This is a genomic window from Paenibacillus sp. J22P165, from assembly GCF_059692015.1.
This window is the reverse complement of sequence record NZ_JCAUAP010000025.1, coordinates 20,725-42,683: the sequence shown is the minus strand read 5'-3', so window position 1 is coordinate 42,683 and position 21,959 is coordinate 20,725. Positions and strand designations below refer to the sequence as shown.

Genomic DNA, 21,959 nt, shown 5'->3' with positions numbered 1-21,959 from the left:
TGTATTACCAAACGTAGCAGATAACCTCTCCGCCAGCTTTGGATTGACGAGCATCTTTATCCGTCATAACTCCTTGAGACGTGGAGATGATGGCAATCCCTAATCCGCCTAGAACACGAGGGACTTCTTGTGATTTAGTGTAAACGCGTAGACCTGGTTTCGAAATTCTTTTCAAACCAGAGATAACACGCTCATTGTTTGAACCATATTTCAGGAACAAACGAATGATACCTTGTTTGCTATCTTGAACGTACTCAGCATCACGGATAAATCCTTCTTTTTTAAGGATTTCAGCGATTTCCCTCTTCACTTTTGAAGCTGGGATTTCAACTGTCTCATGACGTACGATATTCGCATTACGAATGCGTGTTAGCATATCTGCAATTGGATCTGACATGACCATTTTGTGTAAACCTCCTTCCCGAAAATAGGGTGATTACCAGCTTGCTTTTTTCACGCCTGGAATCTGACCCAAGTGTGCTAATTCGCGGAAACAAATCCGACAAATTTTGAACTTGCGAAGCACTGAATGCGGACGTCCGCAGCGCTCACAACGTGTGTATGCTTGCACTTTAAACTTCGGGGTACGTTGCTGTTTGACTTTCATCGAAGTTTTTGCCACTTAATATAACACCTCCTGATAGGTACAACTGGTAACCTATTTTACGAAAGGCGCTCCGAGTTGTGTTAAAAGCTCGCGAGCTTCCTCGTCGGACTTAGCCGTCGTTACGATAACAATATCCATACCACGAACTTTATCGATTTTATCATACTCAATTTCAGGGAAAATGAGTTGTTCTTTCAAACCAAGTGTGTAGTTACCGCGACCATCAAATGCTTTGTTGGAAATACCGCGGAAGTCACGTACACGTGGAAGTGATACGTTAAACAATTTATCCAAGAAGTGGTACATACGCTCGCCACGAAGAGTTACTTTCGCACCGATTGGCATGTTTTCACGAAGTTTAAAACCCGCAATCGCTTTTTTGGATTTTGTTACAACTGGCTTTTGACCAGAGATTTTTTGAAGATCTTCAACTGCAGTATCAAGTACTTTGGAGTTCGAAACAGCTTCACCAACACCCATGTTGATTACAACTTTCTCGATTTTAGGCACTTGCATAACTGTTGTGTAGTTGAACTTTTGAATTAATGCTGGTGTAATTTCGTTCAAGTAACGATCTTTCAATCTTACTGCCATGATCTAGTTTCCTCCTTTCCATACATGTGTGTATTAGTCGATAACTTCGCCGGATTTTTTCGCGATACGAACTTTCGTTCCGTTATCCAATACTTTGTATCCTACGCGAGTAGGTTTGCCGCTCTTAGGATCAATCAGCATCACGTTAGAAACGTGGATCGCAGCTTCTTGATTCAAGATACCGCCTTGTGGGTTAAGTTGGGATGGTTTCGCATGTTTCTTAACCATGTTTACACCTTCAACAAGAACACGATTTTGACGTGGGTAAGCAGCGATAACGCGGCCTTTCTTACCTTTGTCTTTGCCAGTGATAACGAAAACAGTATCGTCTTTTTTCACGTGCAATTTATTGTTATGAGACTCAAGTCTCTTTTTAAGTCTTGGCATTAGCTTCTACACCTCCTGGGGTTCTCCGGTTCGGAAAACAACATCGTAACACGTCTTAGATAACTTCTGGAGCCAAGGATACGATCTTCATGAAGTCTCTATCGCGAAGTTCGCGAGCAACTGGTCCGAAGATACGAGTACCACGTGGGCTCTTATCTTCTTTCACGATAACAGCTGCATTCTCATCAAATGAGATATATGAACCGTCTTTACGGCGAGCTCCGCTCTTCGTACGAACGATAACTGCTTTAACAACGTCACCTTTTTTGACAACGCCACCTGGTGTTGCTTCTTTTACTGAACATACGATCAAATCACCAATGTGACCAACGCGACGACCAGTACCACCCAAAACGCGGATACACATTAATTGTTTCGCACCTGAGTTGTCAGCGACAGCCAAACGAGTAAATGGTTGAATCATCGTATTCCCTCCTTTCGGGGTTCATATCTAGAATATTAGATAACAACTGCAACTTCAAGAATTTCAACCAATCTCCAGCTTTTATCTTTGGACAAAGGTCTAGTTTCACTGATTTTCACAGTGTCACCAATCTTAGCTTGGTTGTTTTCATCATGTGCTTTAAATTTTTTCGTATGTTTAATTCTCTTGTGATAGAGTTCATGTTTTTTGTAAGTTTCAACAGCAACAACAATGGTTTTATCCATTTTATCGCTGACAACTTTACCGATCAGAACTTTACGATCGTTACGTTCAGCCATCTAAGGAACACTCCCTTCTAGATTTGGTTACCCAATACCCAGTTCTCTTTCACGCAAAATAGTCTTGGCACGAGCGATCTCTTTACGCAAATCACGAATTTGAGTCGGGTTGTCCAATTGACCAGTAGCTAGTTGAAAACGGAGGTTAAAGAGTTCTTCTTTAAAACCATTAACTTTTTGCTCGATTTCAGCAGTGGTTAAGTTCCGGAATTCACTACCCTTCATTTGCTTCACCGCCTACTTCTTCTCTTTTCACGAACTTCGTTTTGATTGGAAGCTTGTGAGCAGCAAGACGCATTGCTTCACGAGCAACCTCTTCGCTTACACCTGCTAGTTCAAACAAAATTTTGCCCGGTTTTACTACAGCAACCCATTTTTCCACGCTACCTTTACCGCTACCCATACGAACTTCAAGCGGCTTTTGTGTAACTGGTTTTGCTGGGAAAATTTTAATCCATACTTTACCGCCACGTTTGATGTAACGTGTCATGGCAATACGAGCTGCTTCGATTTGACGGTTGGAAACCCAAGCCGGTTCAACTGCTTGCAGACCATATTCGCCAAAAGCAACTTCCGTTCCGCCTTTAGCGCGACCTTTCATGTTACCGCGGTGTTCTTTACGGTGTTTTACACGTTTAGGTACTAACATGATTTAATTTCCTCCTTCCGGCTGAGCCTTTTTCTTAGCTGTCGGAAGCACTTCTCCACGATAAATCCATACTTTTACACCAATACGTCCATAAGTAGTGGCTGCTTCAGCCGTACCATAGTCAATATCCGCACGAAGTGTATGAAGTGGAACAGTTCCTTCGCTATATCCTTCCGTACGAGCAATCTCAGCACCGCCAAGACGTCCGCTAGTTGCAACTTTGATACCTTTTGCTCCGGATCTCATCGTTCTTTGCATAGCTTGCTTCATAGCACGACGGAATGAAACACGACGTTCCAATTGAAGTGCAACAGCTTCAGCTACTAGGATAGCGTCAAGATCTGGGTGTTTGATTTCAGAAATGTTGATATGAACTTTTTTGTTCGACATAGCTGCGATGTAGTTACGAATAACTTCAACTTCAGCTCCGCCTTTACCAATAACCATTCCTGGTTTAGCAGTATGAATCGTTACGTTAACACGGTTAGCCGCGCGCTCGATATCGATATGGGAAACTGCAGAATCTTTAAGTTTATTCTTTAAGTATTCGCGGATTTTGACGTCTTCAAGCAGCAGAGTTCCGAAATCTTTTTCTGCAAACCATTTGGACTCCCAATCACGAATGACACCAATTCTAAAACCTATCGGGTGTACTTTCTGACCCACACGTTACCCCTCCTTATTTTTCAGATACCACGATTGTGATGTGGCTGGTACGTTTTTTGATCGCGCTAGCGCGGCCCATTGCACGTTGTTGGAATCTTTTCATTGTTGGCCCTTGATTTACGAAAGTCTCGGAAACAACAAGTTTGTTTGGATCAAGTGAATAGTTATGCTCTGCATTGGCAATTGCGGAATTCAATAGTTTCTCCAAAATTGGAGAAGCTGCCTTCGGTGTATGACGCAAAATTGCGATCGCTTCACCTACCGCTTTTCCCCGAATCAAGTCAACAACTAGCTTTGCTTTACGAGGAGCAATCCGAGCGTGGTTCAATATTGCTTTAGCTTGCATGGTAGTACCTCCTCTCGGTTAAAAATGAATTAACGTTTTCCGGTTTTCTTATCGTCATCGTGACCTTTGTACGTACGTGTTGGAGCAAATTCACCAAGCTTATGCCCAACCATATCTTCCGTTACGTATACAGGCACGTGTTTTCTTCCGTCATAAACTCCGAAAGTGTGACCAACGAATTGCGGGTAAATTGTAGAACGACGGGACCACGTTTTAACAACAACTTTCTTTTCCGCAGTATTTAAGTCTTCTACTTTTTTCAGTAAGTGTCCATCAATAAAAGGACCCTTCTTTAAGCTGCGACCCATGGGTGTTCCTCCCTTCCTTGAACCTCAAGAGAATTCATATATCCTAGATTACTTCGTACGACGACGTACAATGTATTTATCGGATGCTTTACCTTTTTTACGAGTTTTGAAACCAAGCGTCGGTTTACCCCATGGAGACATAGGTGATTTACGTCCGATTGGCGCGCGTCCTTCACCACCACCGTGTGGGTGATCATTCGGGTTCATAACAACCCCACGAACTTGTGGACGATTGCCTTTCCAACGATTACGTCCTGCTTTACCGATTTTCACTAGTTCGTGATCTTCGTTACCAACAGAACCGATTGTTGCACGGCAAACTTTTAGAACTTTACGAACTTCACCAGATGAAAGGCGAATTGTTACGTATGATTCTTCTTTACCAAGCAATTGAGCTTCTGTACCAGCAGCGCGCACTAACTGTGCACCTTTACCAGGTTTCAACTCAATGTTGTGGATAACTGTACCAACTGGAATGTTTTCCAATGGAAGTGCGTTACCTACTTTGATATCAGCTTGTGGTCCAGAAACGATACGATCATCCACTTTAAGACCTTTAGGAGCGATGATGTATGTTTTTTCGCCATCAGCATAATGAATCAATGCGATGTTCGCGGAACGGTTAGGATCGTACTCAACTGTAGCAACGCGTCCTGGTATTCCATCTTTAGTACGTTTGAAATCGATAATACGGTATTTACGTTTGTGTCCACCACCATGGTGACGAACCGTAATTTTACCTTGGTTATTACGACCAGCATGCTTGAACAAAGGTGCAAGCAATGATTTCTCGGGTGTTGATGTTGTGATTTCTTCAAAAGTAGAAACCGACATCGCACGACGAGCTGGTGAGGTTGGTTTGTATTTTTTAATTGGCACTCTGTTTCCTCCTTACTTTGAGAAATGGATTATACTGTTTCAAAGAATTCCAATTCTTTGCTCTCTGCGCTTAGGGACACGATAGCTTTCTTCCAGATGGAAGTATAACCAGAGTGTTTGCCATAGCGTTTAGGCTTAGCTGGCATTCTGAGTGTGTTTACATTTGTAACTTTCACTTTGAAAATAGCTTCGATAGCTTGTTTAATTTCTGTTTTGTTAGCGCGAAGATCCACTTCGAAAACATACTTTTTGTTAGCCATTAGGTCGCTTGTACGCTCAGTGATGATCGGGCGCTTGATAATGTCGCGTGGATTTTTCATTGTGCAAGCACCTCCTCAACTTTCTGTACAGCTTCTTGCGTTAAGATCAATTTGTCATAAAGCATGACATCAAGAACGTTAACTCCATCAGCAGCAACAAATTTCACACCTGGGATATTACGAGCAGACAAAGCTACATTGGAGTCGTTAGGAACGCCTACAACTAGTACTTTTGTATCTACTTTCAGGTTGTTCAGAATTGCAACGAATTCTTTCGTTTTCGGAGCATTCATTTGTAGTTGATCCAGAACGATCAAGTTGTTATCGATAAGTTTCGAGGACAAAGCGGATTTGATCGCTAAGCGACGAACTTTTCTTGGTAATTTGAAACCATAGCTACGAGGAGTTGGTCCGAATACGGTACCGCCGCCTTTCCACTGTGGAGCACGAATACTACCTTGACGAGCACGACCTGTACCTTTTTGTTTCCATGGTTTGCGACCACCGCCGCGAACTTCTGAACGACCTTTTGTTTTGTGAGTCCCTTGACGCACAGCTGCTTGTTGTAAAAGAACAGCTTCGTGAATCGCATGAACGTGAGGTTCAATTCCGAAAACAACATCAGACAGTTCAACTTCTCCTACCTGAGCACCTGTTACATTATATAAAGCTACTTTTGGCATCTGTCTTCCTCCTTTCTTACTTTTTCACAGCAGACTTCACGCTAACGTAGCTGTTTTTAGGACCCGGAATGGAACCTTTAACTAGCAATACATTACGCTCAGCATCTACTTTAATAATTTGAAGATTTTGAAGTGTTACTGTTTCGTTACCCATATGTCCTGGCAATTTCTTACCTTTAGGAACGCGGTTTGCTTGAATGGAACCCATCGAACCTGGTCCGCGGTGATAACGTGATCCGTGTGCCATTGGCCCTGTGGATTGGTTGTGTCTTTTAATGTTACCTTGGAAACCTTTACCTTTGGAAGTACCCGTTACATCAACGAATTCGCCCTCTGCGAACAGATCTGCTTTCAGTTCTTGACCTACTTCATAGTCACCCAACTGAATGCCACGAATTTCTTTAACGTAGCGCTTAGGCGTTGCCCCTGCTTTTTTCGCATGGCCAAGCTCTGGTTTAATGATACGGCTAGCTTTTACATCATCAAAACCGATTTGGATCGACTCATACCCATCGTTATCCACATCTTTCTTTTGCAGTACCACACATGGTCCCGCTTGAATGACAGTTACCGGAACTACATTACCCTCCGGAGTAAACAACTGTGTCATCCCAAGTTTTTTTCCTAAGATACCTTTCATCGTTGACACCTCATTTCCTTCCATTGTTAACTCTATAGTTGTTTTACAGTTTGATCTCGATGTCAACGCCAGACGGTAAGTCCAGACGCATCAAAGCATCAACTGTTTGTGGTGTTGGATTCACAATATCGATTAGACGCTTATGCGTACGCATCTCGAATTGCTCACGCGAATCCTTGTACTTGTGCACCGCACGAAGAATCGTGATGATTTGCTTCTCTGTCGGAAGCGGAATCGGACCGGATACACCTGCACCGGAACGCTTGGCAGTTTCCACGATTTTCTCAGCTGATTGATCAATAATTCTGTGATCATACGCCTTCAAACGGATACGAATTTTTTGCTTTGCCATTTAAAAGTCCCTCCTTCTATCGCCCAATTTATTATCGGACATACTCCGCGAAAATTCTCCAACAGCCATCCCCATGGCAAAGGGGCCTGGTGTGTCGGCAACCTTTCGCATCATCGCAACGTCACAGACCAACGTTTAATATTATATAAAATTATAAAACGAAAAGCAAGTGAAATTTTAGGCATATACACATATTTATTTACACGTGATTTTCTCTTCTATATAAGTAACAATCCGCTGTCGTTTTCTGAATCCGTTTCTACATTATAATAAAAGATTATTATTAAAGCCACTGCATACTGTTTCCAATCGATCTTAGCAGTTGAGCTGCATTAGATTAGCCGCGGTAATCCTACAAAACAAAAAACATCCATCGATAAATCGATGGATGTTCGATCTCTCAAAGAGAGATTATTTTTGAATTGTAGCAACCGCGCCCGCACCAACAGTACGTCCGCCTTCACGAATCGCGAAGCGAGTACCTTCTTCGATTGCGATCGGGTTGATTAGTTCTACAGTAACAGTGATGTTATCACCTGGCATTACCATCTCTGTTCCTTCTGGAAGGTTGATGATACCAGTAACGTCAGTTGTACGGAAGTAGAACTGTGGACGGTAACCAGTGAAGAAAGGCTTGTGACGGCCACCCTCTTCTTTAGTTAGAACGTAGATTTGAGCTGTAAAGTTCGTGTGTGGTTTAACTGAACCTGGCTTAGCAAGTACTTGTCCACGCTCGATGTCTTTACGATCAACACCACGAAGAAGGGCACCGATGTTGTCACCTGCTTGAGCGGAGTCAAGCAATTTACGGAACATCTCTACGCCTGTAACTACGCATTTGCGAGTTTCTTCAGCGATACCAACGATTTCAACTTCTTCTTGAACTTTAACAGTTCCACGCTCAACACGACCAGTAGCAACTGTACCACGACCAGTGATTGAGAATACATCCTCAACCGGCATAAGGAATGGTTTGTCAGTTTGACGCTCAGGAGTTGGGATATAAGTATCAACTTGTTCGAACAACTCGATAATTTTATCAGCCCATGCGCCATCTGGGTTTTGAAGAGCTTCACGAGCTGCTCCACGGATGATTGGAGTATCATCGCCTGGGAACTCATATTCGTTAAGAAGGTCGCGAACTTCCATCTCAACCAATTCAAGCAACTCTTCGTCTTCAACCATGTCACATTTGTTAAGGAATACCACGATGTAAGGTACGCCTACTTGACGGGAAAGAAGAATGTGCTCACGCGTTTGTGGCATAGGGCCATCAGCTGCGGATACAACTAGGATAGCGCCGTCCATTTGAGCAGCACCTGTGATCATGTTTTTAACATAGTCAGCATGTCCTGGGCAATCTACGTGTGCGTAGTGACGGTTAGGAGTTTCATACTCAACGTGAGCTGTGGAGATTGTGATACCGCGCTCGCGCTCTTCTGGTGCTTTATCGATTTGGTCGAATGCTACTGCAGCTCCACCGTATCTTTTGGACAATACTGTTGTGATAGCAGCTGTCAAAGTTGTTTTACCATGATCGACGTGACCAATAGTTCCGATGTTAACATGCGGTTTGTTACGTTCAAATTTAGCCTTTGCCATTTTAAACGATTCCTCCTTAGAGTGACTAGTATTTTTATATTAAGCGCCTTTGCCTTTTGCAATAATTTCTTCTGCAATTGACTTAGGTACTTCTTCATAATGTGAAAGTTCCATAGAGTAAACGCCACGGCCTTGTGTTCTTGAACGAAGTGTAGTGGAATATCCAAACATTTCAGACAATGGCACTTTAGCACGAATGACTTGTGCTCCATGACGGCTATCCATACCTTCAATACGTCCACGACGGGAGTTAAGGTCACCCATAACATCGCCCATGTACTCTTCTGGTACAGTAACTTCAACCTTCATGATTGGCTCAAGAAGAACCGGTTTACATTTTTCTTTCGCTGCTTTAAGTGCCATGGAACCCGCGATTTTGAACGCCATTTCATTGGAGTCAACATCATGGTACGATCCATCAACAACTGTAGCTTTGATATCCACTAGAGGGAATCCTGCGATTACACCATTCTTCATGGACTCTTCGATACCAGCTTGAATAGGTGCGATATATTCTCTAGGAATAGATCCGCCCACAACTTTGTTTTCGAAGACAAAACCTACGCCAGCTTCTTGCGGTTCGAACTCAACCCAACAATGTCCGTATTGACCACGACCACCGGATTGACGAACGAATTTACCTTCAACCTTAGCTGCCGCACGGAATGTTTCACGGTAAGCAACTTGTGGTTTACCAACATTGGTTTCGACTTTGAACTCACGAAGCATACGGTCAACGAGGATCTCTAGGTGAAGCTCACCCATACCTGCGATGATCGTTTGTCCTGTTTCTTCATCTGTGGAAGCACGGAAAGTAGGATCTTCTTCAGCAAGTTTTTGCAATGCGATACCCATTTTATCTTGGTCGGCTTTCGTCTTCGGTTCAACAGCAAGCTGAATAACCGGTTCAGGGAAGACCATTTTCTCAAGAATAACTGGACTTTTCTCATCACAAAGTGTATCACCAGTTGTTGTATCTTTCAATCCAACAGCCGCGGCAATATCACCAGCGTAAACAATGCTGATCTCTTGACGTGAGTTCGCATGCATTTGAAGAATACGACCAACACGCTCACGTTTTCCTTTTGTCGCGTTAGAGACATAGGAACCGGAGTTCAAGGTACCAGAGTAAACACGGAAGAACGTAAGACGACCAACGAAAGGATCTGTCATGATTTTAAATGCAAGTGCTGAGAACGGTTGATCATCAGCAGACTTACGAATCACTTCAGTACCATCGTCAAGTACACCTTTAATATCAGGTACATCAAGTGGTGATGGAAGGTAGTTAATAACCGCATCCAACATCAATTGTACACCTTTGTTTCTGTAAGAAGACCCTACGATTACTGGGAAGATTTTCACTTCACAGACACCTTTACGTAGAGCTGCTTTGATCTCATCAACAGTAAGTTCTTCACCCTCGAGGTATTTCATTGTAAGCTCTTCATCAAGCTCAGCAACTTTCTCGATAAGTTCCAAACGAAGTTCTGCAACTTGATCAGCGAACTCAGCAGGAATCTCGATTTTCTCGATATCCTTACCAAGATCATCTTTGTACATATAAGCAACTTGATCAACTAAATCGATGATACCTTTGAAATCATTCTCAGCACCGATCGGAAGTTGAATAGCTACTGCATTTGCACCAAGTTTTTGACGCATGGATTCAACTACTTGCAGGAAGTCTGCACCGATGATATCCATTTTGTTTACGTAAGCAATACGTGGAACATTGTATTTATCAGCTTGTCTCCAAACTGTTTCGGATTGAGGCTCAACGCCCTCTTTCGCACTAAATACACCAACTGCTCCATCTAACACACGAAGGGAACGCTCTACCTCAACGGTAAAGTCAACGTGCCCCGGGGTATCGATAATATTGATGCGGTGACCTTCCCATTGCGCAGTTGTAGCAGCGGAAGTAATCGTGATTCCGCGCTCTTGCTCCTGCTCCATCCAGTCCATCGTAGCTGCACCTTCGTGCACTTCTCCGATTTTATGAACTTTACCAGTGTAGTACAAAATACGCTCTGTTGTTGTCGTTTTACCAGCATCAATATGAGCCATGATCCCGATATTACGTGTGTTCTTTAAGGAGAACTCTCTAGCCATAGGTCGTTATGTCTCCTTTCTCTTAATTATATTTGAATTCTACCAACGGTAGTGAGCGAAAGCTTTGTTAGCTTCAGCCATTTTGTGTGTATCTTCACGTTTCTTAACAGAAGAACCTGTGCTATTGCTAGCATCGATAATCTCATAAGCCAATCTTTCTTCCATCGTCTTCTCACCGCGAAGACGGGAATAGTTAACCAACCAACGCAAACCTAATGTCGAACGACGGTCAGGTCTAACTTCGATAGGCACTTGATAGTTTGCTCCACCAACACGGCGAGCTTTAACTTCTAGTACTGGCATAATGTTTTTGATAGCAGCTTCAAACACTTCCATCGGCTCTTTACCTGTACGATCTTTCACGAGGTTAAAAGCGTTGTATAGAATCGTTTGTGCTACCCCTCTTTTTCCATCAACCATAATACGATTGATAAGACGAGTAACTAGTTTGCTATTATAAATAGGATCTGGCAATACGTCTCTGCGAGTAACTGGACCTTTACGAGGCATAGTTATCCCCCTTTCTTATAAGAATCATTCCTGATTATTATCTCTTATTTTTTAACTTTCGGACGTTTAGTACCGTATTTGGAACGGGATTGCTTACGGTTGTTAACACCGGAAGTATCCAGCGCGCCACGAACGATGTGATAACGTACCCCTGGAAGATCTTTAATTCTACCACCACGGATCAATACAACACTGTGTTCTTGCAGGTTGTGACCGATACCTGGGATGTAAGCTGTCACCTCTACGCGGTTCGTTAAACGAACACGTGCGTATTTACGAAGTGCGGAGTTAGGCTTCTTAGGAGTCATAGTACCTACACGCGTGCAGACACCACGTTTTTGAGGTGCACTCAAATCCGTTGCTTCTCTTTTCAAAGCGTTAAAACCTTTTTGCAAAGCTGGTGATTTGGACTTATCCACCTTCGCTTGACGACCTTTACGTACTAGTTGGTTAATTGTTGGCATATCGCCACCTCCTCCCTACATTCATAACATGATGTGCTTCTTGCAAGCCCACAGATCCAGGCGAGTCATAAATGAGCAAAGAGAAAGTCTTTGTTATGGATAGCTGTCAAAGTCACTAGTACTTACGCTAGCTTGTTCCACCAACAAAAACGTCTTTAGCACTTATTCATTTACAACAGCTGCTACCGCAGCTCCAACTTCAATTCCACATGCTTTACCTAGCATCTTCATAGAATCTACGTAGGTTACAGGCACACCCTTCTGCGTACAGAGAGCTACCAGATTTATCGTCAATCGCGGATCTGCATCTTTAGAAACAAAAACTTCTATCGCCTTACCTTGCTCGACTGTTTTTGTAACTTTCTTCGTGCCTACACATCTATTCTTGGCCTGTTTGACTATTTCATAAGACATTAGGCACCCCCTTCAAAGAAAGGAAAGAATATCGACTTAGGCACACTTCGATATATTAGCATTTTGATCAGCTAGTGTCAAGGGTTAGTTTGACTTATTCTATAAAAACAGTTAGCTATCATCCATTAAAAAGAGGCAGCCACCTCCATAAACTAGTGGCTACCTCTCTTTGTATATGCGATTACTCTACAGCAACTGTTTCTTTTTCCAAATCTTCATCTAGGACAACAACCTCATTAGGGTTTGTGATTCGAATATTACGGTATCTCGGCATTCCTGTTCCTGCAGGGATCAGTTTTCCGATGATAACATTCTCTTTCAAACCTAACAATTGGTCGACTTTCCCCTTAATTGCTGCGTCAGTCAAGACACGTGTAGTCTCTTGGAAAGAAGCTGCAGACAAGAAGGAGTCTGTTTCTAGAGAAGCTTTCGTGATACCGAGCAAGATTGGACGAGCAACTGCAGGCTCATTACCAGCGAACAAAGCAACTTTATTCGCAGCTTCATACTCGTGAATATCAACAAATGAACCAGGTAGAAGCGTTGTATCACCAGCATCTACGATGCGGATTTTACGTAGCATTTGACGAACCATAACTTCAATATGTTTATCGTTAATTTCTACCCCTTGGTTACGATATACACGTTGTACTTCTTGAAGAATGTAGTTCTGAACGCCGCGAATACCTTTGATGCGAAGCATTTCTTTCGGATCGATAGATCCGTCTGTCAACTCGTCACCAGCTTCAACTTGCTGATTCAACGAAACACGTACGCGAGATCCGTAAGGAACTGCATACACTTTGGATTCCGCTTCACCTTGAACTTCGATTTCACGACGATCCTTAGCTTCACGAATTTCCTTAACCACACCGTCGATTTCGGAAATGATCGCTTGACCCTTCGGATTACGTGCTTCAAAGAGCTCTTGAATACGCGGCAAACCTTGTGTGATATCGTCTCCGGCAACACCACCGGTATGGAACGTACGCATCGTCAACTGTGTTCCTGGCTCACCAATGGATTGCGCGGCAATAATACCAACTGCCTCACCAACCTCAACGAATTGACCAGTAGCCAAGTTACGACCATAACATTTCTTACAAACACCATGATTGGTGCGGCAGCTAAGTACAGAACGAATTTGAAGTTTTTCGATACCTGCTTCAATAATACGATCTGCAATACCTGATTCAATAAGCTCGTTACGTTGTACAATCACTTCACCTGTTTGTGGATGACGAAGCGTTTCATAAGCGTAGCGCCCTTCAATACGATCGTAAAGATCCTCAATAACCTCTTTACCGTCTTGAATTTTGCTAACCATGAAGCCTTTATCAGTTCCACAATCATCTTCACGAACGATAACATCTTGTGCTACGTCAACGAGACGACGAGTCAAGTAACCGGAATCCGCTGTACGAAGTGCTGTATCGGCAAGACCTTTACGCGCTCCGTGCGTGGAAATAAAGTATTCTAAAATTGTCAGACCTTCACGGAAGTTCGATTTAATCGGCAACTCCATAATTTTACCGGATGGATTCGCCATCAAACCACGCATACCGCCAAGCTGTGTAATCTGTGATTTGTTACCCCGTGCCTTGGATTCAACCATCATGGAAATAGAGTTGTATTTATCTAGGGATTTCATCAAAATCTCAGTGATTTCATCCTTCGCTTTACTCCAGATCGCAATAACGCGGTCGTAACGCTCTTCATCCGTAATTAAACCACGACGGTATTGGTTCGTAACTACGCGTACTTTCTCTTCACATTCTTTAAGAATGGCTACTTTTTCAGTAGGAACGACAACGTCAGAAACGGCTACAGTAATACCAGCTTTCGTTGAATACGTGAATCCAAGCTCTTTAATTTTATCAAGAATCATCGATGTTTGCGTCGTGTGGTACTTACGGAAACACTCGGCAATAATTGAACCTAAATATTCTTTACCTACCGCTTTGTTCTCATCACGTTCCAACATGATAGCTCTTAGATCTGCACCTTTTTCAAATACGAAGTGAGCATCTGGAATACCATTCAAAAGGTTCGTTTTGGTCGGCTCATTGATGAACGGGAAATCAGCTGGATAGATTTCGTTCATAATGATTTTACCGATTGTAGTGATCAACATAGCGTTTTGTTGTTTCTCTGTGAAACTTGTTTTGTTCAATGCTCTAGCAGGGATCGCAACACGAGCGTGTAGTGCCATTTTGCCCGATTGGTAGGAAGAAACTGCTTCATGAACGGTTCTAATGATAGAACCAGCACCTTTAGCAAATTTGTTGTCAGTTGTTAAATAGAAGCTTCCCAGAACCATATCCTGTGAAGGCGTAACAACCGGCTTACCGTCTTTCGGATTCAAAATGTTACCCGATGCTAACATAAGCAAGCGAGCTTCAGCTTGTGCTTCAGAGGACAATGGTACGTGAACGGCCATTTGGTCACCGTCGAAGTCAGCGTTGTAAGCTGTACAAACAAGCGGGTGAAGTTTAATAGCGCGGCCTTCAACCAAAATCGGTTCAAAAGCTTGAATACCCAATCTATGCAGCGTAGGTGCACGGTTCAGAAGAACCGGGTGCTCCTTAATAACTTCTTCTAGAACATCCCATACATCAGGACTTACGCGCTCAACCTTACGTTTCGCACTCTTGATGTTATGAGCCAACCCTTTATTCACAAGCTCTTTCATAACGAAAGGCTTGAACAATTCAAGCGCCATTTCCTTCGGAAGACCACATTGGTACATCTTCAGGTTAGGTCCTACTACGATAACGGAACGACCAGAGTAGTCAACACGTTTACCTAGTAAGTTTTGACGGAAACGACCTTGTTTACCTTTCAGCATATGGCTGAGGGATTTCAAAGGACGGTTACCCGGACCTGTTACTGGACGGCCGCGACGACCGTTATCGATCAATGCATCAACCGCTTCTTGAAGCATCCGTTTCTCATTTTGAACAATGATATCCGGTGCGCCTAGGTCGAGCAATCTCTTTAGACGGTTGTTACGGTTGATAACACGACGATAGAGATCATTCAAATCAGATGTCGCAAAACGACCACCGTCAAGCTGTACCATCGGGCGAAGCTCTGGCGGGATTACTGGAAGTACATCCAATACCATCCAACCAGGCAAGTTTTTGGAGTTACGGAATGCTTCCATAACTTCCAAACGCTTAATCGCACGGTTACGACGTTGACCTTGTGCAGTTTTGAGTTCTTCTTTGAGTGTATCTACTTCACGCTCGATATCGATATCGATAAGAAGCTTTTTGACAGCTTCTGCACCCATGCCTGCTTGGAAAGCATATCCGTACTTCTCGCGATAGCTACGGTATTCTTTTTCAGACAAGAGTTGTTTCTTCTCAAGAGGTGTATCACCTGGATCCGTTACTACGTAGGATGCGAAGTAGATAATCTCTTCCAAAGATCTTGGAGACATATCCAGCGCAAGACCCATACGGCTAGGAATCCCTTTAAAGTACCAGATGTGTGAAACAGGAGCAGCAAGTTCAATGTGCCCCATGCGTTCACGACGTACTTTTTGACGGGTTACTTCAACGCCACAACGGTCACAAACAACGCCTTTATAACGAACGCGTTTGTACTTACCGCAATGACATTCCCAATCTTTCGTAGGTCCGAAGATCTTTTCACAGAAAAGACCTTCTTTCTCAGGTTTTAAGGTTCTGTAGTTAATCGTTTCCGGCTTCTTTACTTCCCCACGGGACCAAGAGCGAATTTTATCGGGTGATGCCAAGCCGATTTTCATAAACTCGAAGTTGTTAACGTCCATCAAGGAGCAACCCTCCTTTAAGAAATTTAAACCCACTTTACAGTGAATCGTTCTCGTTCTAAAGCTATGTTACTATTCGTTGACCCCAAGCTCGGAGCCCTCGATGTTTAGGTTTAATTTATCGCTTGTCACTTCGTCGTCGTCATCAGCTTCACGCATTTCGATCTCTTCTTCGTCGCCAGATAGGATTTTAACATCCATACCTAAACTTTGAAGCTCTTTGATCAAAACTTTGAAGGATTCCGGAACGCCTGGTTCTGGAACATTCTCGCCTTTGACAATGGATTCGTACGTTTTCACACGGCCCACAACGTCATCTGACTTAACGGTAAGAATCTCTTGCAACGTATAAGCAGCTCCATAAGCCTCAAGTGCCCATACCTCCATCTCCCCGAAACGTTGTCCACCGAACTGCGCTTTACCACCCAGCGGCTGCTGAGTAACAAGGGAGTAAGGTCCTGTGGAACGGGCATGGATTTTATCGTCAACCATGTGCGCCAGTTTAATCATGTACATGACGCCAACAGTTACTTCGCGTTCAAAGGACTCTCCTGTACGACCATCATACAGAATCGTTTTACCACTGCGTTGCATACCTGCTTCTTCCATGGCATCAAATACGTCATACTCACGCGCTCCATCGAATACCGGCGTTGCTGCGTGGATACCTAAGTACTTGGAAGCCATACCTAAGTGAACTTCAAGTACTTGACCGATGTTCATCCGGGAAGGAACCCCTAGTGGATTCAGAACGACTTCAACCGGAGTACCATCCGGAAGGAAAGGCATATCTTCTTCAGGGAGAATACGTGCTACTACCCCTTTGTTACCATGACGTCCAGCCATTTTGTCGCCTTCGGAAATTTTCCGTTTTTGAGCAATATAGACACGAACGAGTTGGTTCACACCAGGAGGCAGCTCATCGCCGTTCTCACGTGTAAATACTTTCACATCAACAACGATACCATCTGTACCATGCGGTACGCGTAGGGACGTGTCACGAACCTCACGAGCCTTCTCACCGAAGATTGCGTGCAGCAATCTTTCTTCCGCTGTCAATTCGGTTACACCTTTAGGTGTTACTTTACCAACAAGGATGTCGCCAGCGCCGATTTCAGCACCAACACGGATGATTCCGCGCTCATCAAGATTCTTAAGTGCGTCTTCCCCTACGTTCGGGATGTCACGTGTGATTTCTTCTGGTCCTAGCTTCGTATCACGAGCTTCGGACTCATATTCCTCGATATGAATGGAGGTGTACACATCTTCTTTAACTAGCTTTTGGGATAACAAGATCGCATCCTCATAGTTGTAACCTTCCCAAGTCATGAAAGCTACGACTACGTTACGTCCAAGTGCCAATTCGCCTTGTTCTGTCGATGGTCCATCTGCAAGAATATCGCCTGCTTTAATCAATTGGCCCTTTTTAACAATCGGACGTTGATTAATACAAGTACCTTGGTTAGAACGCATAAATTTGTGAAGCTTATATTTGACGATGTTGCCGCTGACTAGCTTGCCATCAACCATTTCTTGGCGACGCAACCAAATTTCATTCGCAGCAGCCTTCTCAATAATTCCATCAAATTTGGAGACAATACATACTCCTGAGTCTTTAGCAACCTTGTGCTCCATCCCAGTTCCTACAAGCGGAGCTTTAGGAATAAGAAGTGGAACAGCTTGACGCTGCATGTTGGAACCCATTAACGCACGGTTGGAGTCATCGTTTTCAAGGAACGGAATTAACGCTGTTGCGACAGAAACAACCTGTTTCGGAGAAACGTCCATATAGTCGACACGTTCAACCGGAAGTGTTAAGTTGTCATCTTTGTAACGAACGATAATCGCATCTTCGACGAATTTATTTTCTTCCGTCAATTTCGCATTCGCTTGCGCGATAACGTAGTTATCTTCTTCATCTGCTGTCAGGTAAGCGATTTGGTCTGTAACCAAACCTGTCTTCGGATCTACCCAACGGTAAGGTGCTTCAATGAAGCCGTACTCGTTAATACGGGCAAACGTAGACAAGGAGTTGATCAAACCAATGTTCGGTCCCTCAGGCGTCTCAATTGGACACATACGGCCATAGTGAGAGTGATGCACGTCACGAACTTCCATCCCTGCGCGCTCTCTCGTCAAACCGCCGGGTCCTAGTGCAGATAGACGTCTTTTGTGCGTCAACTCAGCAAGCGGATTCGTTTGGTCCATAAATTGAGATAGCTGGGAGCTACCAAAGAACTCTTTGATCGACGCGATAACAGGACGAATATTGATCAATGCTTGCGGCGTGATCACGTTAGCGTCTTGAATCGACATACGTTCACGAACAACACGTTCCATACGGGAAAGACCGATACGGAATTGGTTTTGAAGCAATTCACCTACAGAACGAAGTCTACGGTTACCAAGATGGTCGATATCATCCGTATTTCCAATACCATGCAGTAAGTTAATAAAGTAGTTAATGGATGAAATGATATCGGCAGGCGTGATGTTCTTGACAGCTTTGTCAATAACACCGTTAGAAATAACCTTAACTACCTTGCCTTCTTCTGTTGGTGAGTAAACGTTAATGCACTGAACAGGAATTGTATCCGCGCCAGTTACACCTTTAGGAATCGTAAACTCTTTATATCCCGCACCTTTTTCAATAAAAGGAAGGATTTCATCAAGCACACGACGATCCAACAATTGTCCAGCTTCAGCAATGATTTCTCCAGTTTCGGAATCCACCAAAGTTTCAGCCAAACGTTGATTGAACAAGCGGTTTTTGATGTGTAATTTTTTGTTGATTTTGTAGCGACCTACGTTAGCCAAATCATAACGCTTCGGATCAAAGAAACGAGCAACGATCAAGCTTCTTGCATTATCAAGTGTAGGTGGCTCACCCGGACGAAGACGCTCATAGATTTCGATCAACGCTTTTTCCGTAGAATCCGTGTTATCTTTATCTAGCGTGTTACGAATATATTCGTTATCGCCAAGTAGATCTAGAATTTCAGCATCCGTACCAAATCCTAATGAACGAAGCAATACGGTAACTGGAATTTTACGCGTGCGATCGATACGAACATAGATGATATCCTTCGCATCTGTCTCCAACTCCAGCCATGCTCCACGGTTCGGAATCACTGTTGCTGTGTAAGTTTTTTTGCCGTTTTTATCCACTTTCGTGCTATAATAAACACTGGGAGAACGAACGAGCTGGGAGACGATTACACGCTCCGCACCGTTAATAATGAACGTTCCCGTATCAGTCATAATAGGGAAATCCCCCATGAACACTTCTTGTTCCTTGACCTCACCGGTTTCCTTATTAATCAAACGGACTTTGACTCTTAACGGCGCCGCATATGTTACGTCGCGTTCTTTGGATTCATCAACCGAATACTTAGGATCGCCTAAGCTATAGTCAATAAACTCCAGTACTAGGTTCCCTGTAAAATCCTGAATCGGGGAGATATCCTGAAACATCTCACGAAGTCCCTCTTCCAAAAACCACTCATACGATTTTTGCTGGATTTCAATCAGGTTTGGAATGCCCAGAACCTCATTAATTCGTGCATAAGTCCTGCGTTTACGTCGTCCAAATTGAACAAGATGTCCCGCCAACTTTCATTCACCCCTCAACTCTACTCAATAAATAAAAAGAAAGAAGAAAAACTTCGACCGACGTACACTCAGGACGCCTCCGTTAGTGGAGCCCGTCCGAATTAAGCGACTGTATGGATGAAGGTTTTTTTCTGTATTCAATACCATTATCAAGAATTTCTTCCCATCCTGTTAGAATTTCCCAAAATTCAAACATTATACGTTACACGCTCGAATTTTATTCATATCGGCCAAAAAAAAGACTTGACATTTTTACCAACTAAAGACATGTGTCCCATCTTAATACTGACATTTTTTAATAATATCACATTTGAAATGTCAAGTCAAACAAATTTCCACGTATAACCGTGAGACCTTATTTCGTTGCCTTGAGTATCCGGTAACCTTTATCCTTCGAAACCTCCACCACTTCGCTATACATGGTTTCCAGTTTCTTCACAGCCGATGGCGATCCTTGCTTCTTCTGTATAACAACCCACAGAGAGCCGCCATCGTTCAAACAATCAAACGCCTGTTCGAAAATCCGATGAACCGTTTCTTTGCCCGCGCGAATAGGCGGATTGGTCAACACAGCGTCGAACTTCTGATCTTTTACACGTTCCAACAAATCACTTTGTAGAATGGTGACATTCGTAATGCTATTTCGCCGCGCATTTTCTAGCGAAAGTTCAACTGCTCTTTCATTAATGTCGACCATTGTCACATGACCTTTTGGGCACATCACTGCTGCACTCAATCCCATCGGTCCGTAGCCACAGCCAACATCTAGAACACTTGCATCTTCCGATAACGCCATTGTTTCTATTAAATGCTTACTCCCGTAATCAACGCCCTTTTTCGAAAACACACCCGCATCCGTTAGAAAAGTATATGTCTTACCACGAAGTGTTTCCTGCGTAGTATGAACATCACTCTTTACGGTTGGTCGTTGTGTGTAATAATGCTCTGACACGTTTGAATTCCCTCCTTTTTTACCTATAGGAAAATCCAATAACCACGTGCGTTCCTAAGGCTTTCCTAAGGGTAAAAACTTAGGTGCAATTAACGACTTATCTCTAGCTATGCAGCCAACTATGTCGCAAAATAATCCATACTCAAATGTTGAAAAAAACCTCTTGAAGTCAAGCTTCAAGAGGTTTCCTAAGAAAAAGAAATTACTTAACTTCTACGGAAGCGCCAGCTTCAGTAAGCTTAGCTTTAACAGCGTCTGCTTCTTCTTGGCTAACTTTTTCTTTAACTGCTTTTGGAGCTCCATCAACAAGGTCTTTCGCTTCTTTCAGGCCAAGACCTGTGATTTCGCGAACTACTTTAATTACGTTGATTTTGGAAGCGCCAGCGCTTGTCAAGATAACGTCAAACTCAGTTTGAGCTTCTTCAACTGCTACTGCTGCGCCGCCGCCAGCTGCTACTGGAGCCGCTGCTGTTACGCCAAACTCTTCTTCAATTGCTTTAACCAGGTCGTTCAATTCCAAGATTGTCATGCCTTTGATTGCTTCTAGGATAGTTGCATTTGTGCTCATGGTTAAACCTCCATTATCATTAATAAATTATTTTTGGGTTGTAAAACATTCCGTACAAAAAATTAAGCTTGACCTTCAGCTTCTTTTTTCTCTGCAACTGCTTTAACAGCAAGAGCAAAGTTACGAACTGGAGCTTGAAGAACGCTAAGCAACATGGAGAGAAGACCATCTCTGGATGGAAGTTCTGCAAGTGCTTTGATTTGATCGTATCCAACTACGCGGCCTTCGACCACGCCACCTTTTACGCTCAATTTATCATTCTTTTTCGCAAAATCAGTCAAAATTTTCGCTGGAGCAACTAGATCGTCTTTGCTGAAAGCAATAGCAGTTGGACCTGTTAGAAACTCATCCAATGCGCTTAGTTCAGCATTAGCCGATGCGCGTCTAGCCAACGAGTTCTTGAGAACTACGAATTCAATACCAGCTTCGCGCAAGCTTTTGCGTAGCTGTGTTACTTGAGCTACGTTCAAACCGCGGTAGTCCGCTATGATTGTAGAAGCACTAGCTTTAAACTTCTCAGTCACTTCAGCTACTGCTAGTTCTTTCTCTGCAAGAATTTTCGCGTTTGCCATAGTACACCTCACTTCTTATGCATTTATCTTTCAAGATCGCAAACAGTAGGAGCATTAGCATTTCTTATCTATGAATAAGAAATGCCTTCGTAGACGCTACGAAGGCATGATGTGTTCACTTTTTCCCTGATGTACAAAGAAATCGTTATATATATCATAACACCTCGGTAGGAAATTAAGCTGTACAGCACCTACTGTCTACGGTTTGCATATTCATTTTTAGGACCTTTGATAGAGTATCACGCCCAGCAACCGAA

At 43.3% G+C, this 21,959-nt stretch carries 26 protein-coding genes and 1 other annotated feature; all 26 genes read right to left on the bottom strand.

Going from position 1 to position 21,959, the window contains the following annotated elements; translation table 11 throughout:
* Nucleotides 1-4: 4 nt before the first annotated feature.
* Complete coding sequence (gene rpsH, locus AC58QM_RS34415; protein WP_028557481.1) at nt 5-403, bottom strand: 30S ribosomal protein S8; 399 nt, start codon at nt 401-403, stop codon at nt 5-7.
* 33 nt (nt 404-436) lie between these two features.
* A complete protein-coding gene (locus AC58QM_RS34410) occupies nt 437-622 on the bottom strand; it encodes a type Z 30S ribosomal protein S14 (RefSeq protein ID WP_028557482.1) in 186 nt (61 codons plus the stop codon).
* Between the two features lie 36 nt (nt 623-658).
* Complete coding sequence (gene rplE / locus AC58QM_RS34405; RefSeq protein WP_056618284.1) at nt 659-1,201, bottom strand: 50S ribosomal protein L5; 543 nt, start codon at nt 1,199-1,201, stop codon at nt 659-661.
* A 33-nt stretch (nt 1,202-1,234) separates the two neighbouring features.
* Nucleotides 1,235-1,588: a 50S ribosomal protein L24 gene (gene rplX / locus AC58QM_RS34400; RefSeq protein ID WP_081787661.1), complete on the bottom strand. Its 354-nt coding sequence runs from the start codon at nt 1,586-1,588 to the stop codon at nt 1,235-1,237.
* Between the two features lie 55 nt (nt 1,589-1,643).
* Nucleotides 1,644-2,012, bottom strand: coding sequence for a 50S ribosomal protein L14 (rplN, locus tag AC58QM_RS34395; RefSeq protein ID WP_028557485.1), 369 nt, complete (start codon nt 2,010-2,012; stop codon nt 1,644-1,646).
* Between the two features lie 35 nt (nt 2,013-2,047).
* Nucleotides 2,048-2,311, bottom strand: coding sequence for a 30S ribosomal protein S17 (gene rpsQ, locus AC58QM_RS34390; protein ID WP_068661882.1), 264 nt, complete (start codon nt 2,309-2,311; stop codon nt 2,048-2,050).
* A gap of 27 nt (nt 2,312-2,338) precedes the next feature.
* Entirely contained in the window at nt 2,339-2,536 is a 198-nt protein-coding gene (rpmC, locus tag AC58QM_RS34385) for a 50S ribosomal protein L29 (protein ID WP_028557487.1), read from the bottom strand.
* Complete coding sequence (rplP, locus tag AC58QM_RS34380) at nt 2,526-2,960, bottom strand: 50S ribosomal protein L16 (RefSeq protein ID WP_028557488.1); 435 nt, start codon at nt 2,958-2,960, stop codon at nt 2,526-2,528. The genes rpmC and rplP overlap by 11 nt, the downstream gene beginning before the upstream one ends.
* Before the next feature lie 3 nt (nt 2,961-2,963).
* The gene (rpsC, locus tag AC58QM_RS34375; RefSeq protein ID WP_028557489.1) at nt 2,964-3,626 is read right to left on the bottom strand and encodes a 30S ribosomal protein S3; all 663 of its coding nucleotides are present in this window, start codon (nt 3,624-3,626) and stop codon (nt 2,964-2,966) included.
* Nucleotides 3,627-3,639: 13 nt separating this feature from the next.
* Nucleotides 3,640-3,972, bottom strand: coding sequence for a 50S ribosomal protein L22 (rplV, locus tag AC58QM_RS34370; RefSeq protein ID WP_028557490.1), 333 nt, complete (start codon nt 3,970-3,972; stop codon nt 3,640-3,642).
* A 29-nt stretch (nt 3,973-4,001) separates the two neighbouring features.
* Nucleotides 4,002-4,280, bottom strand: a complete 279-nt coding sequence (rpsS, locus tag AC58QM_RS34365; protein WP_068661880.1) for a 30S ribosomal protein S19 — start codon at nt 4,278-4,280, stop codon at nt 4,002-4,004.
* A 48-nt stretch (nt 4,281-4,328) separates the two neighbouring features.
* Nucleotides 4,329-5,159: a 50S ribosomal protein L2 gene (rplB, locus tag AC58QM_RS34360; RefSeq protein ID WP_068661879.1), complete on the bottom strand. Its 831-nt coding sequence runs from the start codon at nt 5,157-5,159 to the stop codon at nt 4,329-4,331.
* A 29-nt stretch (nt 5,160-5,188) separates the two neighbouring features.
* Entirely contained in the window at nt 5,189-5,479 is a 291-nt protein-coding gene (gene rplW, locus AC58QM_RS34355) for a 50S ribosomal protein L23 (RefSeq protein WP_056618288.1), read from the bottom strand.
* Nucleotides 5,476-6,102, bottom strand: coding sequence for a 50S ribosomal protein L4 (gene rplD, locus AC58QM_RS34350; protein WP_028557494.1), 627 nt, complete (start codon nt 6,100-6,102; stop codon nt 5,476-5,478). Before rplD ends, rplW begins: the two co-directional genes overlap by 4 nt.
* 16 nt (nt 6,103-6,118) lie before the next feature.
* Nucleotides 6,119-6,742 (bottom strand): 50S ribosomal protein L3, encoded by a 624-nt coding sequence (rplC, locus tag AC58QM_RS34345; protein ID WP_056618299.1) that lies wholly within the window; start codon nt 6,740-6,742, stop codon nt 6,119-6,121.
* 43 nt (nt 6,743-6,785) lie between these two features.
* Nucleotides 6,786-7,094, bottom strand: coding sequence for a 30S ribosomal protein S10 (gene rpsJ, locus AC58QM_RS34340; protein ID WP_028557496.1), 309 nt, complete (start codon nt 7,092-7,094; stop codon nt 6,786-6,788).
* Nucleotides 7,095-7,505: 411 nt separating this feature from the next.
* Nucleotides 7,506-8,696 carry an elongation factor Tu gene (gene tuf / locus AC58QM_RS34335; RefSeq protein WP_068661877.1) on the bottom strand — a complete coding sequence of 397 codons (1,191 nt, stop codon included), beginning with the start codon at nt 8,694-8,696 and terminating at the stop codon, nt 7,506-7,508.
* A gap of 39 nt (nt 8,697-8,735) precedes the next feature.
* Entirely contained in the window at nt 8,736-10,811 is a 2,076-nt protein-coding gene (fusA, locus tag AC58QM_RS34330) for an elongation factor G (RefSeq protein WP_497289189.1), read from the bottom strand.
* A 39-nt stretch (nt 10,812-10,850) separates the two neighbouring features.
* Nucleotides 10,851-11,321, bottom strand: coding sequence for a 30S ribosomal protein S7 (gene rpsG, locus AC58QM_RS34325; protein ID WP_028557499.1), 471 nt, complete (start codon nt 11,319-11,321; stop codon nt 10,851-10,853).
* A 44-nt stretch (nt 11,322-11,365) separates the two neighbouring features.
* Nucleotides 11,366-11,785, bottom strand: a complete 420-nt coding sequence (gene rpsL, locus AC58QM_RS34320) for a 30S ribosomal protein S12 (protein WP_028557500.1) — start codon at nt 11,783-11,785, stop codon at nt 11,366-11,368.
* 162 nt (nt 11,786-11,947) lie between these two features.
* Nucleotides 11,948-12,199, bottom strand: a complete 252-nt coding sequence (locus tag AC58QM_RS34315; protein ID WP_310502671.1) for a ribosomal L7Ae/L30e/S12e/Gadd45 family protein — start codon at nt 12,197-12,199, stop codon at nt 11,948-11,950.
* 181 nt (nt 12,200-12,380) lie between these two features.
* Nucleotides 12,381-16,001: a DNA-directed RNA polymerase subunit beta' gene (gene rpoC / locus AC58QM_RS34310; protein ID WP_497289188.1), complete on the bottom strand. Its 3,621-nt coding sequence runs from the start codon at nt 15,999-16,001 to the stop codon at nt 12,381-12,383.
* 69 nt (nt 16,002-16,070) lie between these two features.
* Nucleotides 16,071-19,610 (bottom strand): DNA-directed RNA polymerase subunit beta, encoded by a 3,540-nt coding sequence (gene rpoB / locus AC58QM_RS34305; RefSeq protein ID WP_056618311.1) that lies wholly within the window; start codon nt 19,608-19,610, stop codon nt 16,071-16,073.
* Between the two features lie 355 nt (nt 19,611-19,965).
* Complete coding sequence (locus AC58QM_RS34300; protein WP_497289187.1) at nt 19,966-20,562, bottom strand: class I SAM-dependent methyltransferase; 597 nt, start codon at nt 20,560-20,562, stop codon at nt 19,966-19,968.
* A gap of 202 nt (nt 20,563-20,764) precedes the next feature.
* On the bottom strand, nt 20,765-21,130 hold the full coding sequence (gene rplL, locus AC58QM_RS34295) for a 50S ribosomal protein L7/L12 (RefSeq protein ID WP_057313458.1): 366 nt from the start codon (nt 21,128-21,130) through the stop codon (nt 20,765-20,767).
* A 62-nt stretch (nt 21,131-21,192) separates the two neighbouring features.
* Nucleotides 21,193-21,702 (bottom strand): 50S ribosomal protein L10, encoded by a 510-nt coding sequence (gene rplJ / locus AC58QM_RS34290; RefSeq protein ID WP_497289186.1) that lies wholly within the window; start codon nt 21,700-21,702, stop codon nt 21,193-21,195.
* Nucleotides 21,703-21,770: 68 nt separating this feature from the next.
* Nucleotides 21,771-21,924: a sequence feature (ribosomal protein L10 leader region), on the bottom strand.
* Nucleotides 21,925-21,959 lie beyond the last annotated feature (35 nt).